14 protein-coding genes and 1 riboswitch are annotated in these 13384 nt (G+C 73.2%); of the genes, 7 read left to right on the top strand and 7 right to left on the bottom strand.

Annotated features, from left to right (window positions below):
* Positions 1-5: 5 nt before the first annotated feature.
* Positions 6-2099, bottom strand: coding sequence for a YhgE/Pip family protein (locus ACFW2G_RS17435; protein ID WP_384450169.1), 2094 nt, complete (start codon positions 2097-2099; stop codon positions 6-8).
* Positions 2071-3009: an ATP-binding cassette domain-containing protein gene (locus tag ACFW2G_RS17430; protein WP_384581152.1), complete on the bottom strand. Its 939-nt coding sequence runs from the start codon at positions 3007-3009 to the stop codon at positions 2071-2073. The genes ACFW2G_RS17435 and ACFW2G_RS17430 overlap by 29 nt, the downstream gene beginning before the upstream one ends.
* 178 nt (positions 3010-3187) lie before the next feature.
* Between ACFW2G_RS17430 and ACFW2G_RS17425 the strand changes: the two genes are divergently transcribed.
* The 5 genes from ACFW2G_RS17425 (at position 3188) to ACFW2G_RS17405 (ending at position 7411) form a co-directional block, all read left to right on the top strand.
* Positions 3188-3694, top strand: coding sequence for an SAV_6107 family HEPN domain-containing protein (locus ACFW2G_RS17425; RefSeq protein ID WP_384581154.1), 507 nt, complete (start codon positions 3188-3190; stop codon positions 3692-3694).
* 73 nt (positions 3695-3767) lie between these two features.
* Positions 3768-4526: a methyltransferase domain-containing protein gene (locus tag ACFW2G_RS17420; protein ID WP_037926920.1), complete on the top strand. Its 759-nt coding sequence runs from the start codon at positions 3768-3770 to the stop codon at positions 4524-4526.
* A gap of 294 nt (positions 4527-4820) precedes the next feature.
* Positions 4821-5222 carry a DUF3040 domain-containing protein gene (locus ACFW2G_RS17415; RefSeq protein ID WP_037926923.1) on the top strand — a complete coding sequence of 134 codons (402 nt, stop codon included), beginning with the start codon at positions 4821-4823 and terminating at the stop codon, positions 5220-5222.
* Between the two features lie 107 nt (positions 5223-5329).
* On the top strand, positions 5330-5956 hold the full coding sequence (locus ACFW2G_RS17410) for a DUF4126 domain-containing protein (protein WP_384581156.1): 627 nt from the start codon (positions 5330-5332) through the stop codon (positions 5954-5956).
* A 36-nt stretch (positions 5957-5992) separates the two neighbouring features.
* Entirely contained in the window at positions 5993-7411 is a 1419-nt protein-coding gene (locus tag ACFW2G_RS17405) for a phytoene desaturase family protein (protein WP_384581158.1), read from the top strand.
* Between the two features lie 22 nt (positions 7412-7433).
* Here the strand turns inward: ACFW2G_RS17405 and ACFW2G_RS17400 are convergent, their stop codons facing one another.
* From ACFW2G_RS17400 to ACFW2G_RS17380, 5 genes are all read right to left on the bottom strand, one after another.
* The gene (locus ACFW2G_RS17400; RefSeq protein WP_037926931.1) at positions 7434-8270 is read right to left on the bottom strand and encodes a hypothetical protein; all 837 of its coding nucleotides are present in this window, start codon (positions 8268-8270) and stop codon (positions 7434-7436) included.
* A gap of 42 nt (positions 8271-8312) precedes the next feature.
* Positions 8313-9227 carry a methylenetetrahydrofolate reductase [NAD(P)H] gene (metF, locus tag ACFW2G_RS17395; protein WP_384581160.1) on the bottom strand — a complete coding sequence of 305 codons (915 nt, stop codon included), beginning with the start codon at positions 9225-9227 and terminating at the stop codon, positions 8313-8315.
* 193 nt (positions 9228-9420) lie between these two features.
* Positions 9421-10056 carry a thiamine phosphate synthase gene (thiE, locus tag ACFW2G_RS17390; RefSeq protein WP_037926937.1) on the bottom strand — a complete coding sequence of 212 codons (636 nt, stop codon included), beginning with the start codon at positions 10054-10056 and terminating at the stop codon, positions 9421-9423.
* Positions 10057-10131: 75 nt separating this feature from the next.
* A complete protein-coding gene (locus ACFW2G_RS17385) occupies positions 10132-10497 on the bottom strand; it encodes an Rv2175c family DNA-binding protein (protein WP_037926940.1) in 366 nt (121 codons plus the stop codon).
* Between the two features lie 96 nt (positions 10498-10593).
* A complete protein-coding gene (locus ACFW2G_RS17380; protein WP_384450190.1) occupies positions 10594-11814 on the bottom strand; it encodes an NAD(P)/FAD-dependent oxidoreductase in 1221 nt (406 codons plus the stop codon).
* An 81-nt stretch (positions 11815-11895) separates the two neighbouring features.
* Positions 11896-12007, top strand: a riboswitch (TPP riboswitch).
* On the opposite strand from ACFW2G_RS17380, the gene thiO reads away from it, so the two are divergent.
* A complete protein-coding gene (gene thiO / locus ACFW2G_RS17375; RefSeq protein ID WP_384581162.1) occupies positions 12005-13186 on the top strand; it encodes a glycine oxidase ThiO in 1182 nt (393 codons plus the stop codon). Its footprint overlaps the riboswitch before it by 3 nt.
* Positions 13183-13383, top strand: a complete 201-nt coding sequence (thiS, locus tag ACFW2G_RS17370) for a sulfur carrier protein ThiS (protein ID WP_030033166.1) — start codon at positions 13183-13185, stop codon at positions 13381-13383. The genes thiO and thiS overlap by 4 nt, the downstream gene beginning before the upstream one ends.
* Position 13384 lies beyond the last annotated feature (1 nt).

Here is a 13384-nt window from a genome sequence, read left to right as displayed (position 1 = left end):
CATCCCTACAGGCTCAGTTCCGGGTGCAGTCGGTCCATGGTCCACACCTGCTTGCCGCGGGCGGCGAGCGCGGTGAGGGCGAGGGCACCGACCGTGAAGGCGATCAGGACCAGGCTGCCCTGCCAGACCGGGGTGAGGTCGCCGCCGGTGATGAGGCGGCGCAGGCTCTCCACGACGTACGACATCGGCAGGTAGGGGTGGACGGCGTTGAAGAAGTCCGGGCTGGTCTGGACGGGGTAGGTACCGCCCGCGGAGGTCAGCTGGAGCATCAGGACGGCGAGGACGAGGATCCGCCCCGCCGCGCCGAACTTGGCGTTGAGCCACTGGATGATCGCCGCGAAGCAGCCGGTGACCAGCAGCAGGAAGCCGATGGTGAGGGCCGGGTTGGCCATCTTGAGGCCGAGGTCCGGGGCCCAGCGCAGGACGGACATCAGCAGGGCGACCTGGGCGGCGCCGATGCCCATGACGGGCAGCCAGCCGGCCAGGGCGATCCGCCAGGGCGAGGCGCCCGCGGACAGGGCCCGCTTGTTCATCGGGGCGATCAGCATGTAGGCGACCATCGCGCCGACCCAGAGGGACAGCGGGATGAAGTAGGGCGCGAAGCCGGTGCCGTAGTTGGGCGCCTTGTGCAGGGACTGGTTGGCGAGCCTGATCGGGTCGGCCATGACCTCGGTGCGGGCGTCCCGCTGCTGCTGGTCGTAGTCGGGGATCTTGCCGACACCTTCGTGCAGGCCGCCGGCCAGCTCACCGGTGCCGTCGACGAGCTTGTACATGCCGCCGTCGAGGCGGTGGGCGCCGTCGCCGAGCCTGCCGACGCCGTCGCTGAGGGCGCCGGAGCCGGTGGTGGCGGAGCCGAGGCCGGTGTGCAGCTGGGACATACCGGTGGCGACCTTGTGGGCGCCGGTGTTGAGGGCGTTGACCTTGGCGACGGCCGCGTCGAGGTCGCTCGCGAGATGGGGGGCCTTGTCTGCGAGCTCGCGGGCCTTGCCCTCCAGGTCGGTCAGCTGGGTGCGGAGCTTGGCCACGTCCCCGCCGGCGCTCTTGGCCAGGGTGCTGACGTCGCCGCTGAGTTCGGCGGCCTCGGCCGCGTCGTCCCTGACCTTCTTCAGGTCGGGGCAGGAGGCGAGGTGCGGTTCGGCGCCGGGGGTGACGCAGTGCTTGGTGTAATAGGCGTCGGCGCCGCTGGAGGCCCGCTTGGCGACGGCCGCGGCGGCCGGGGCCTTCTCCACGAACGTGTCGAGGTGGTTGTTGACCACCTTCGCGCTGTCGGCGACCAGCTCGGCGGTGGCCGCGAGGCTCTTGGGGTCCTTGACGAAGGGGCGGGCCTTGTCGGCGGCACCGTTGACCCGGTCGGCGAGGACCTGGGTGCCGTTCGCGATGTCCCGCGTACCGGTCTCCAGCTTGGCGGCGGCCGCGTTGAGCTTCTTCAGGCCGCTGTTGAGCTCGCCGCTCTTCTCCCCGGCGGTGTCGAGGCCGTCGGCGAGTTCCTTGGCACCCTCCTGGGCCTTGCCCGCGCCGTCCTTGAGCCGGTCGGCGCCGTCGGCGGCCTCGGCGGTCTTGTCGTGCAGGTCGGAGAAGCTGACGAAGATCTTGTCGAGGAAACCGCGGGAGGCGTTGGCGGACGCCGCCGAGCGGACCTCGGAGAAGACGGAGCGGGAGATCGAGCCGACGACGTAGTTGTTGGCGTCGTTGGTGCGGACCTGGAGGGCTCCCGTGGCGGGGTCGTCGCCCGAGCTGGAGGCGATCTTCTCGCTGAAGTCGGCCGGCATGGTCAGGGTCAGGTAGTACGTACCGTCCTCCAGCCCCTTGGCCGCCTTCTCGGCGCTCACCTCCCGCCAGTCGAAGGTCCTGCTGTCACGGAGCTTCTTGGTGAGCTCACCGCCCGCGTCCAGGTGCTTGCCGTCGACGGTCGCACCCCGGTCGGAGTTGACGAGGGCGACGGGCACCTTGTCGAGGCGGCTGTAGGGGTCCCAGAAGGACCAGAGGTACAGGGCTCCGTAGAGCAGCGGCAGCAGGAGCAGAGCGACGAGGGCGGCCCGGGGCAGCTTCCCCCGCCCGAACCGCTTCAGCTCAAGCGCGGCCAGCTTCGGCGAGCGCATCGTCCGTCCCCTTCGTGTCGTCGTTGTCGTGGGCGGCCGTCTCGGCCTTCTCCACCTTGTCGGCCTTCTCGACCTTGTCGGCCTTCTCGACCTTGTCGGTGCCGGAGCCGGCGTCCGCGGCGGAGCCCTGCCTCGCGCCGGAGTCCTGTTCCGCGGCCGGTTCCGCCTGCGCCGTCGGCTCCGCGCGCCGGTCGGTCCCGGCACCGCCGTCCTCCCTCGGGGCGGTCCGCAGGACCACGGCGTCGGCGGGGGCCTCGCTGCACACGGCGAGGACGGTGGTCCCCCGGGCGGCGATCGAGCGCAGCATCGCCCAGACCTCGGTGCGTTCGGTGTCCGAGAGCTTCATGTCGAGGTCGTCGAGGGCCAGCAGCCTCGGCGAGCCGAGCAGGGCGATCGCAACGGACAGCCGGACGGCTTCCAGGCGTTCCAAGTCCCGGACGGTGGTGCGCTCCCCCTTGGGCAGCGTGGCCAGGTCCAGTCCGGCGGCGTCCAGGGCGGCCTCGATCCGGGTGGAGGCCGCGGCGCGGCGCTCGGCCCTGGGCCGCAGCAGGGAACGGATCGGGGCGTCGTAGTGGCGCTGGAGCAGAGCGCCCTCACGCAGCTGTTCGGCGACCGTGAGGGACTGGTCGAGGTCGTTGACCCCCGGGACCGGGCCGAGGGCGGCGATCCGGCGGACCGCGGCCATCTTCTTCGGCAGCCGGTGCCGGCCGATCTCGGCGTGACCCTCGGTGGGCTTCATCCGCCCGGTGAGGGCCAGGAGCAGGCAGGTGCGGCCACTGCCGGAGGGGCCTTCGACCGCGATGAGCGAGCCGGGCGCCGCGTCGATGCCGAGCCCCCGGAAGGCCCAGCCCCGCGGGCCCTTGAGTCCGAAGCCCTCGGCCTTGACGGCCGCGCCGTGCGGGCTGTCCACGCCGTCCCCCTTCTTTTTGAACTGACCGGTCAGTTCAAAACTATCACCCCGTCGCGCACCAGGCGTACAGGAGGGGGCAGTTGCTGTGCATTTGACGGAAAACATGCAGGTCAGGCTGATTGTCAGTGGGGCCCGTCACGATGGAGGCAACGCACCACGCATCGACAGGAGGTTCGTCATGGCCACACCGTCCCCGTCCCCTGTCCACCCCGTCCTGCGGAAGTCGGCGGCCCCGCCGGCCGCCCTCGACCTCCTCGCCAAGGCCCGCAGCGGCCTGGCCGAGGCCGCCCTGCTCACCCGACCCAACGAGCGCTACGCCACCGCCCACCTCTCCGCGCTGCGCACCGCCGCGGCCGTGCTCGCGGCGCGCGCTCGGCCCGAGCCGCCGCACCCGCGGCGGCGGCCCCGGATCCGCAGCGCGTGGGAGGTGCTGCCGGAGCTGGCACCGGAGCTCGCGGAGTGGAGTGCACTCTTCGCCTCCGGCGCCGCTCGCCGGGCCCGGGCGGAGGCGGGGATACCGGATGCGGCCGGCGCCCGGGACGCGGACGACCTGCTGCGCGCCGCCTCGATGTTCCTGCGCCTGGTGGAACGGCTGCTCGCCGTCCCGGTGCCCGCCGACACCGCGCCCCGAAGCCCGGGACAGACCGCGCCACAGCCGCGCCCGGAGCGTCCGGACGCGGGATGACCTGCCCGGCTGCGGAAGGCAATAGGGTGGGGCACGGACCGCTCACCCTTACCCCGCCGAGGAGCCATCAGCCGTGTCGGACACTCCACGCCCCCGTGCCTCCCTCCGCACCGCCGTGGTGTGGGAGGTCCTCAAGGAGGCGCTCGACCGCCGGGTGAAGGCGACCGGGCGGGATGTGCTCGACGTGCTCGACACCGGCGGCGGCACCGGCAAGTTCGCCGTCCCGGTGGCCCGCCTGGGCCACCGGGTCACCGTGGTCGACCCCAGCCCGAACGCACTGTTCGGGCTGGAGCGCCGGGTGTCCGAGGCGGGCGTGGCCGACCTGGTCCGCGGCGTCCAGGGCGACGCCCAGGGCCTGCTGGACGTGGTCGAGCGGGACGCGTACGACGTGGTGCTCTGCCATGGCGTACTGGAGTACGTGGACGACCCGGCCGAGGGCGTGGCCAACGCGGTGGCGGCCCTGCGTCCCGGCGGGACGCTCAGCCTGCTGGCCGCCGGACTCGGCGGGGCCGTGCTCGCCCGCGCGCTGGCCGGGCACTTCACGGAGGCCCGCAACGCCCTCACCGACCCCGCGGGCCGCTGGGGCTCCGGCGACCCGGTGCCGCGCCGCTTCACCGCCGAGCAGCTGTCCGGCCTGGTCGGCGACGCCGGTCTGGCGGTCGGCGCGGTGCACGGGGTGCGGATCTTCGCCGACCTCGTTCCGGGCGTCCTGGTGGACACAGAGCCGGGCGCGGTCGAGGCACTGCTGCGTCTGGAGGAGGCCGCGGCGGAGCTGCCCGCCTTCCACGCGGTGGCCACACAGCTGCACGTCCTGGGCGAGAAGCGGGCCTGAACTGCTGCTCCTGCCCGCTCGGAGTCTGCCGCTCATCCTCCGTCCGACCGGTCCGCCCCGTATGATCGGGAGCAGTGACCGGCATGGTGAACGGACCATTGGGGAATAACGGCCCCAGTGACCGCTCCCGCGGCGGTACGGTTTTCACGCAGTGGCTTTACCGGCTCCGTCTACGCCGTGCTTTGTCATTTTGGAACGTGGTTTGAGGGCGGGTGTCACGGGGGCGATTCCCCGCCTATCCTGAAGGGGACCCCTGGTCGCCACCCCCGCGACCGACGGATGAGGAGGACTCCCGTGCCGCTCTCGGAGCACGAGCAGCGAATGCTCGAGCAGATGGAGCGAGCGCTGTACGCCGAAGACCCCAAGTTCGCGACAGCGCTTGAGGGAAGCGGGCTGCGTACGTACACCCGGCGACGGGTCTACCAGGCAGTCGCAGGCATTGTGGTGGGTATCGCGCTCCTCATGACCGGTGTGATCATTCCGAACGTGCTGTGGATCAGCGTGGTGGGGTTCCTCGTCATGCTGGGATGCACGGTCCTGGTGGTCACCGGTTGGCGCAAGGCACCCAAGCCCGGCGAGCAGCCCGTCTCCGGAAGTACCGGCGGTTCGACCCGCGGCCACAACCGGCAGCGTCGGTCGATGATGAACCGCATCGAGGACCGGTGGCAGCGCCGCCGTGACGAGCAGGGACAGTAGGCTCCGGAACACGTGAGTGAGGGGACGGCCGCCGCCGCGCGACCGTCCCCTCACTGTTCCGCGCCGGCCTCCGGCACGCCGACGCGCCCGTACGGCATGATGATCCGATGAGTGTGCTCCCCCTGGTCTTCACCAGCGGCTGGGCCAGTGGGATCAACGCTTACGCCGTGGTCCTCCTGCTCGGCATCTTCGGCCGTACCGGCCTGACCGACGAGGTCCCCGCGTCCCTGCAGCGCACGGACGTGCTGATCGCCGCCGCCGTGCTCTTCCTGTGCGAGGCGGCCGCCGACAAGATCCCGTACGTCGACTCGATATGGGACAGCGTCCACACCGTGATCCGCCCGGTGGCGGGTGCGGTGATCGGCGCGCTGCTGGCCGGGCAGAGCGGCTCCCTCTCCGACCTCACCGCCGGGGCGGTCGGCGGCACCACGGCGCTGGCCAGCCATTTCGTGAAGGCCGGCACCCGGATGGCGATCAACACCTCACCCGAGCCGTTCACCAACGTGGCGGTGAGCATCGCCGAGGACCTCGGCGTGGCGGGCCTCGTCACCTTCGCGATCTTCCACCCGGTACCCGCCGCGGTCATCGCGGGCTCCCTGCTGGTCGTCGGACTGGCCATAGTGGTCTTCCTCTGGAGCCGGATCCGCCGCTTCCTCCGCCGCCGCGCCCAGCGCCGCGAGGAGAAGCGGCTGGCCGCCGAGGCCCGCGAGGTCACCGGGGCGCCACCCCGCTGACCGCGGCCGCCCGCCCGGGGCCATAGGCTCGGCCGCATGGCACGAATTGCGGTGATCGGCGCCGGCATGGGCGCGATGGCGACAGCGGCCCGGCTGGCCGTGGCGGGGCACCGGGTAACGGTGTACGAACGTGGCGCGACCTACGGCGGGGCGGTCGGCCGGTACGAGCGCGACGGCTTCGCCTTCGACACGGGGCCCGGCCTGCTGCACCTGCCCGCCGTCTACCGCGACCTCTTCGTGAAGACCGGCAAGCGGCCGCTGGAGGACTGCGTCGACATGGCGCAGGTGAACCCGGCGGTCCGACACGTCCTGCCCGGCCACGGCATCGACGTCACCCTCCCCGGCGCCTCGCACGGCGGTGTCGCCGCCGCCCTGGAGGCCGCCTTCGGCGAGGGTGCCGGCGCGCGCTGGAACGCCGTGCTGGGCCGCGCCCGCGACGCCTGGGACGCCACCCGCCGCCCGCTGCTGGAGGAGCCCCTGCGGGACGGTGCCCGGCAGACGCTGGGCGGCGATCCCTACCCTGCCCTGCGGCGCAGCGGCCTGCTGCGGCGCCGCAGCCCGACCCTCGCCGAGGTGGCCGGACGGGAACTGGGCGGCCCCCTCGCGGAGGTACTGACCGGAGTGGTCCGCGGCTACGGCCTCGACCCCGCCACCGCTCCCGGCTCGGCGGCCGTGCTCCCGTACATGGAGCAGACCTTCGGCAGCTGGTACGTGCGCGGCGGGATGCGGGCGCTGGCCACCGCCGTGTACGAACGCTGCGTGGAGCGGAAGGTCGCCTTCGTCTTCGGGGCGCGGGTGCGGGAGGTGCTGGTCCGAGACGGCCAGGCGGCCGGCCTGCTGCTGGCCGACGGCACCGAGGCGGCCGCCGACTTCGTCGTCTGCGGGATCGACCCGCGGCTGCTTCCGGCCGACTCGCTGCCGTGGCCGGCCGGGGCGGTCCCGGCCCGGGGCGACGGCGTGCCCGGCCGGATCACGCTGCTGCTCGCGCTGCGCGGCCCCCGCCCCCCGGGAACCGCCCACCGCACCCTCGTGCACGCGGCCGGACGCCAGGTCACCGTGATGCGGCCGGACGATCCCGCCACGCGGCCCGACGCGGAGCACGAGGCGGTCACCGTGAGCGCCGTGCACGGGCCGGGGACCTCGGAGCCCGGGGAGCTGCTGGACCTTGCGGAGGAGGCCGTGGAGGGCCTGCGCGAGCGACTGTTGTGGCAGGAGGTGCGCACCCCGGCCGACGTCGAGGCGGCGACCGGCGCCGTGGGCGGCGCGGTACCGCCGCCGGCGCTCGCGGGTGCCGGTGGCGGGCTGCTGTACCCGGCCAACGCCACGGCGGTGCCGGGCCTGTACCTGGCGGGCGGCTGGGCCCATCCGGGCGGTGGGCTCGCGCACGCCGGGATGACCGGGGCCCTGGTGGCCGGGCTGATCGTGGAGGGCGCGGGGTTCCGCGGCTCCCAGTGAGCCCGCCGCGGCCCCGGCCGGCTCAGTAGCGGTACTGCCCGTACTCGCCCTGCTGCGGGTACGGGTACTGCTGCGGCGGCTCGCCCTGCCCGTCCCCCGGGTACGGTCGGCCGCCCGCGTCGGTGGACCGCTGCTGGGGGACCCACACGCCGCCGGGCGGGGTGTCCGTGGAGTACTGCTGCTGCCCGTAGTCGGCGTACGGGGTGTAGTCGTACGGCTGGGGCGGGACGACACCGCCGCCGGTGCCGATGTACGGGTCCGAGTAGGCGGCGTAGACCTGCTGCTGCTCGCCTGTCGGGTAGCCGGCGGAGTAGTCGTAACCGCCCTGGTCGTGCTGGTCGTAGTAGGCCGCGTACTGGTGGGCGTCCTGCTCGGCGGTGGTGAACGGCGAGGCGAATGCGGCCGTCTCGTCGACCTCGGGGGCCTGGGTCGCGAAACCCTGCATCCCGTAGGAACCGGTCTCCTCGGGCACCGGCTGCGGGCTGTGGACCTCCTCGGCCGGTGCTCCGTCCGCGTCGTCGTATGCGAGGGCGGTGACCTGGAGCGCCGGCTCCTGTGCGGCAGCCCCGCCTCTGCGGCGTCCGGTCTTCCGGACCGGCGCCCCGCCGCGGCGCACCGCCCAGCCGGCGACGAAGCCCTTGCGGAAGGAGAGCGTCACCAGGGTCTGGCCCACGGCGAAGGCCGCCGCGCCGGCGCCGATGACCGGTACCGACGGCAGGATCACCCCGGCGACCACGCCGAGGAAGCCGGCGAAGGCGAGCAGGCGCCAGCGCAGCCGGGCCTTGTACTGCATCAGTACCTCGGCAAGCAGCCACAGCGCGACGATTCCGAACGCGATGTAGAGGACCGTCATACCCATGCAAGGCCCCTCTCGGTACGGCCGTCACACGGGTACGGCCGGTCAAGCCCGCTGGTGCAGGCCCAGGTTCTCGTAGATCTCGAGAGTCGCCGTGGAATTGTTCAGCGTGATGAAGTGCAGTCCCGGTACACCCTCGGACAGCAGCCGCGCGCAGAACTCCGTGGCGAACTCGATGCCAATGGAGCGTACAGCGGCCGGATCGTCCTTGACGGCGAGCATGCGCTCTTTCACGTCCGCGGGGAAGACCGCGGTGCTCAGCTGGGGCAGTCGGTCGAGCTGCTTGATACCCACAACAGGCATGACCTCGGGGATGATCGGGGTGTCGCAGCCCGCCTTCTCGACGCTGTCGCGCAGCCGCAGATAATTCTCGGGATCGAAGAACATCTGGGTGATCGCGTAGTCGGCGCCGGCACGGCACTTGTCCACGAAGTGTCGGATGTCCGTATCCCAGTCCGTCGAGCGCGGGTGCATCTCGGGGAAGGCCGCGACGCCGACGCAGAAGTCTCCGGACTCCTTGAGTAGGCGCACCAGGTCGGCCGCGTAGTGCACGCCCTCCGGGTGGGCCACCCACTCGGCCATCGGGTCGCCCGGCGGGTCGCCGCGCAGGGCGAGCATGTTGCGGATCCCGGCATCGGCGAACTGGCCGATGACGTGGCGCAGCTCGGCGATGGAGTGGTCCACGGCGGTCAGGTGCGCCACCGGGGTCAGCGTGGTGTCCGCCGCGATCTCCTGGGTGGCCTTGACGGTGCCGCCGCGGGTGGAACCGCCGGCTCCATAGGTCACGGAGACGAAGCTGGGGGACACCGCCTCGACCCGGCGCAGGGCGTTCCAGAGGTTGCGTTCGCCCTTCTCGGTCTTCGGTGCCCAGAACTCGAAGGAGTACGAGCGCCCGGACGCGAGGAGGTCGCGGACCGTGTGTGCGCGGTCCGACCAGGTGGAAGCGGTACCAGAGGCCATGTGGGCAGGTTAGACGCGCCCCGGCGCTCCCCGAAGCGGCGTCCGCCTTTTGGACATGTTTTTGGACACCTGCGGGCGTGTCTCCGGCCCGCACGGGCTTCCTCGGGCTGTGGCGGCGTGGAATGCCACCGGTTGTCCGGGCGGATTGTCCGGGCGGACGGGACCCGTCGCCGGACCCCCGCCGGATCCGGACTCAGCCGAGGCGGGCCCGGACCCGCCGGGCGAGGTCGGCGGCGGCAGCAGCGGGGTCGGCGGCCTCGGTGAGCGCGCGGACGACCACGATGCGGGTGGCGCCGGCGTCCAGCACCTGGTCCAGGTTGGCGGCGTCGATGCCGCCGATGGCGAACCAGGGCCGGTCCTGCTCCAGCGAGGCCGCGTAGCGGACCAGGTCCAGGCCGGGAGCGTGACGTCCGGGCTTGGTGGGCGTGGGCCAGCAGGGCCCGGTGCAGAAGTAGTCCACGCCCGGTTCGGCGGCGGCCGCCGCGACCTCGTCCTCCGCGTGGCAGGAGCGGCCGATGAGCACCTGCCCGCCGAGGATGGCGCGGGCCGCGGGGACGGGGATGTCGCCCTGCCCGAGGTGCAGGACGTCGGAGCCGATGGCATGGGCCACGTCGGCACGGTCGTTCACGGCGAGGAGCTTGCCGTGGCGGCGCGCCGCCTCGGCGAACACCTGGAGGTGGTCGAGCTCCTCGCCCGCCTCCATGCCCTTGTCGCGGAGCTGGACGATGTCCACGCCCCCGGCCAGGACGGCGTCGAGGAACTCGGGGAGGTCACCCTGGCGCTTGCGGGCGTCCGTGCACAGGTAGAGCCGGGCGTCGGACAGCTGCATGGGTGTACCCCCCGTGATGGAGGCGGTGTACGGGCACCTGGCCCGTACACCGCGGTGGAGCTACTGCGGATCGGTTCAGAGGGCGAGCGCCTGAGCGCGGCGCTTCACCTCCGTGCCGCGATTCTCGCTCAGCGCCTGGGCGGGCGTGCCGGGCAGGGTCGGGTCGGCAGTGAAGAGCCATTCCAGCATCTCCTCGTCGGAGAAGCCGTCGTCGCGCAGGACGGTCAGCAGGCCGACCAGGCCCTTGACCACCTTGTCTCCGTCGATGAAGGGGGCTGGAACCTGCAGGGCCCGGTTCTCGCCCCGGCGGACGGCGATGAGCTGCCCTTCCTTGACCATCTGGCGGACCCGCGTCACCTCGACGTGGAGCATCTCCGCGATGTCGGGGAGGTACAGCCAGTCGGGGACGAGGGAATCGATCTTTGCGTCAATCTCGGTCACAGGCCAAGCCTGCCACCTCCCACCGACAGCCGGTACCCGGGCGGACCGTCCGTGGCACGCCGCGGCCCGGCGCGCCCGTACCGCCCGTGCCACCGGCTAGAGGGTGGCCGATTTCAGCGGGGTCCCCGGGTCCGCGACCCCGGCCGGGTCCACGGCGGCGCCCGTCTCGATCAGCTTGCGGCCCTGGGCCAGGTCCCGGGGGCGGCCGACCGCGAGGACCGCGGCCAGGGCGCCGTCGCGCAGCCAGCACACCGACCAGGTCTCCCCGGCCGGGTCGCCGCGCCACACCGGGGCCCCGGCCCCGCCGTGGTGGCCCGCGTACTGCACGAAGCGCCCGAACTGCTCGGACCAGAAGTACGGAACCGGGTCGTAGACCGCGGTGGGCTCCCCGGCCAGGATGTTGGCCGCGACCGCCCGCGGCCCCTGGAGCGCGTTGTCCCAGTGGTGCACGAGCAGCCGCGCCCCGTAGCGACCGGACGGGAAGGAGGCGCAGTCGCCGACCGCGTACACCCCCGGCAGGGAGGTCAGCAGGTGTGCGTCGGCGGTGACCGAGCCGTCGGCGCCGCGCTCCACGCCGGACCCGGACAGCCAATCGGTGGCGGGCCGCGCGCCGATGCCCACGACGACCGCGTCGGCGGGCAGGGTGCGCCCGTCCGCCAGGAGGACGCGCCCCTCCTCGACGCCGGCCACCTTCGCTCCGGTGATCAGCTCGGCGCCGGCCTCGCCGTACCAGCGCGCCATCGGTTCGGCCACCTCGGCGGGCAGGGCGCCCGCCAGCACCCGGTCCGCCGCCTCCACGACCGTCACCGCGCAGCCGGCCTCCCGGGCCGCGGTGGCGAACTCCGCCCCGATCCAGCCCGCGCCGACCACCACGACCCGGGACGCGGCGGCCAGCACCGGGCGCAGCCGCGCCGCGTCGTCCAGCGTGCGCAGCAGGTGGACGCCCGGGACGCCCTCGGCGCCGGGCAGGGTCAGCGGCTGCGCGCCGACCGCCAGGACGAGGGTCCCGTACGGGACCGGTCCCGCCTCGGTGTCCAGTTCGCGGTCCGCGGCCCGCAGGCCGGTGACCTCCGTGCCGAGCCGGAGGTCGATGCCCAGGCCTTCGAAGTCCACGTCGAACGCGGAGTCCTCGGCCTTGCCGAGCAGCACCGCCTTGGACAGCGGGGGCCGATCGTAGGGCTGGTGGGGCTCGGCTCCCAGCAGGGTCACGGGGCCCGCGAAGCCCTGCTCGCGCAGGGCGACAGCGGTCTGCACCCCGGCCATTCCGGCGCCGACGATCACGACGCCGCGCTGATTGTGTTCCGTCTGCTCGCTCACGCCGCCACCCTAATCATCTGACGCTCCGTCAGGAACAGGTGCCGCCTTACCCGCCGTCCTCCGCCGGGATAGTCTGGCCACCGTACCTATCGCGGGAGTCCGGCGCACCGGGCTGAGAGGGAGGCTGGCCGGCCTCCGACCGTACGAACCTGATCCGGGTCATGCCGGCGAAGGGAGGGGCTGGACGCCCATGCACTCATCTCGAACGGGATCCGACCGCGGATCGGACGTCCTCGTCGTCGGCGGCGGGATCATCGGCCTGGTCACCGCCTGGCGGGCCGCGGAGCGCGGACTGAGCACCGTACTGGCCGACCCGGCACCCGGCGGCGGCGCCGCCCGGGTCGCGGCCGGCATGCTCGCCCCCGTCACCGAACTCCACTACGGCGAGGAGTCCCTCCTCGGCCTCGGCCTCGCCTCCGCCGAACGCTATCCGCGGTTCGCCTCCGAGCTCGCGGAAGCGAGCGGCGGCATGGACATCGGCTACCGCGCCTGCGGCACCCTCGCGGTCGCCCTCGACGCCGACGACCGCCTCCACCTGCGCGAACTGCACGCCCTCCAGCGACGCTGCGGCCTGGAGTCCGCCTGGCTCACCGGCCGCGAGTGCCGCCGTCTGGAGCCCATGCTCGCCCCGGGGGTTCGCGGCGGCCTGCGCGTCGACGGCGACCACCAGGTCGATCCGCGGCGGCTCGCGGCCGCCCTGCTGGCCGCCTGCGAAGGCGCCGGGGTGACCGTCCACCGGGCGGCGGCCGAGCAACTGCTCACCACCGCGGACCGGGCGACCGGCGTGCTCCTCGACGACGGCACGGAGCTGCGGGCCGACCAGGTGGTCCTGGCCGCGGGCTCGCTCAGCGGCAGGCTGGCGGGGGTGCCCGCCGAGGTGCTGCCGCCCGTGCGGCCCGTCAAGGGCCAGGTGCTGCGGCTCTCCGTACCGCCCGTGTACGCGCCGTTCCTCTCCCGCACCGTACGGGCGGTCGTGCGCGGCAGCCACGTCTACCTCGTGCCCCGCGAGAACGGCGAACTCGTCATCGGCGCCACCAGCGAGGAGCTCGGCTGGGACACCACCGTCACCGCGGGCGGGGTCTACGAACTCCTGCGCGACGCCCACGAGCTGGTACCCGGCATCACCGAACTCCCGCTGACCGAGACCCGTGCCGGACTGCGCCCCGGATCACCCGACAACGCCCCGCTGCTGGGCCCCACCGACCTGCCCGGCCTACACCTGGCCACCGGGCACTACCGCAACGGGGTGCTGCTGACCCCGCTCACCGGCGAGGTGATGGCCGAGCTGCTGGTCAGCGGCGAACTGCCCGGGATCGCACGCCCCTTCACCCCCCGCCGCTTCTCCGCCGCACGTCAGGAGTCGTACGCATGACCATCTCCGTCAACGGCGAGCCGCGCGAGGTCGCGGCCGGCACCACGCTCGACACCGTCGTCGCGACCCTGACCGCGGCTCCCTCCGGGGTGGCGGCCGCACTCAACGAGACCGTGGTCCCGCGCGGACAGTGGCCGGCCACCCGCGTGGGCGACGGCGACCGCGTGGAGATCCTCACCGCGGTCCAGGGAGGCTGAC

The sequence above is a fragment of the Streptomyces sp. NPDC058880 genome (assembly GCF_042742535.1).
Taxonomy (GTDB): Bacteria; Actinomycetota; Actinomycetes; order Streptomycetales; family Streptomycetaceae; genus Streptomyces.
This window is presented reverse-complemented; position numbering and strand designations above follow the sequence as displayed.

Coding starts and splice junctions, on each gene's coding strand:
- ACFW2G_RS17435 (WP_384450169.1), bottom strand. CDS start 2,099: ATGCGCTCGCCGAAGCTGGCCGCGCTTGAGCTGAAGCGGTTCGGGCGG.
- ACFW2G_RS17425 (WP_384581154.1), top strand. CDS start 3,188: ATGGCCACACCGTCCCCGTCCCCTGTCCACCCCGTCCTGCGGAAGTCG.
- ACFW2G_RS17410 (WP_384581156.1), top strand. CDS start 5,330: ATGAGTGTGCTCCCCCTGGTCTTCACCAGCGGCTGGGCCAGTGGGATC.
- ACFW2G_RS17405 (WP_384581158.1), top strand. CDS start 5,993: ATGGCACGAATTGCGGTGATCGGCGCCGGCATGGGCGCGATGGCGACA.
- ACFW2G_RS17400 (WP_037926931.1), bottom strand. CDS start 8,270: ATGGGTATGACGGTCCTCTACATCGCGTTCGGAATCGTCGCGCTGTGG.
- metF (WP_384581160.1), bottom strand. CDS start 9,227: ATGGCCTCTGGTACCGCTTCCACCTGGTCGGACCGCGCACACACGGTC.
- thiE (WP_037926937.1), bottom strand. CDS start 10,056: ATGCAGCTGTCCGACGCCCGGCTCTACCTGTGCACGGACGCCCGCAAG.
- thiO (WP_384581162.1), top strand. CDS start 12,005: ATGCACTCATCTCGAACGGGATCCGACCGCGGATCGGACGTCCTCGTC.
- thiS (WP_030033166.1), top strand. CDS start 13,183: ATGACCATCTCCGTCAACGGCGAGCCGCGCGAGGTCGCGGCCGGCACC.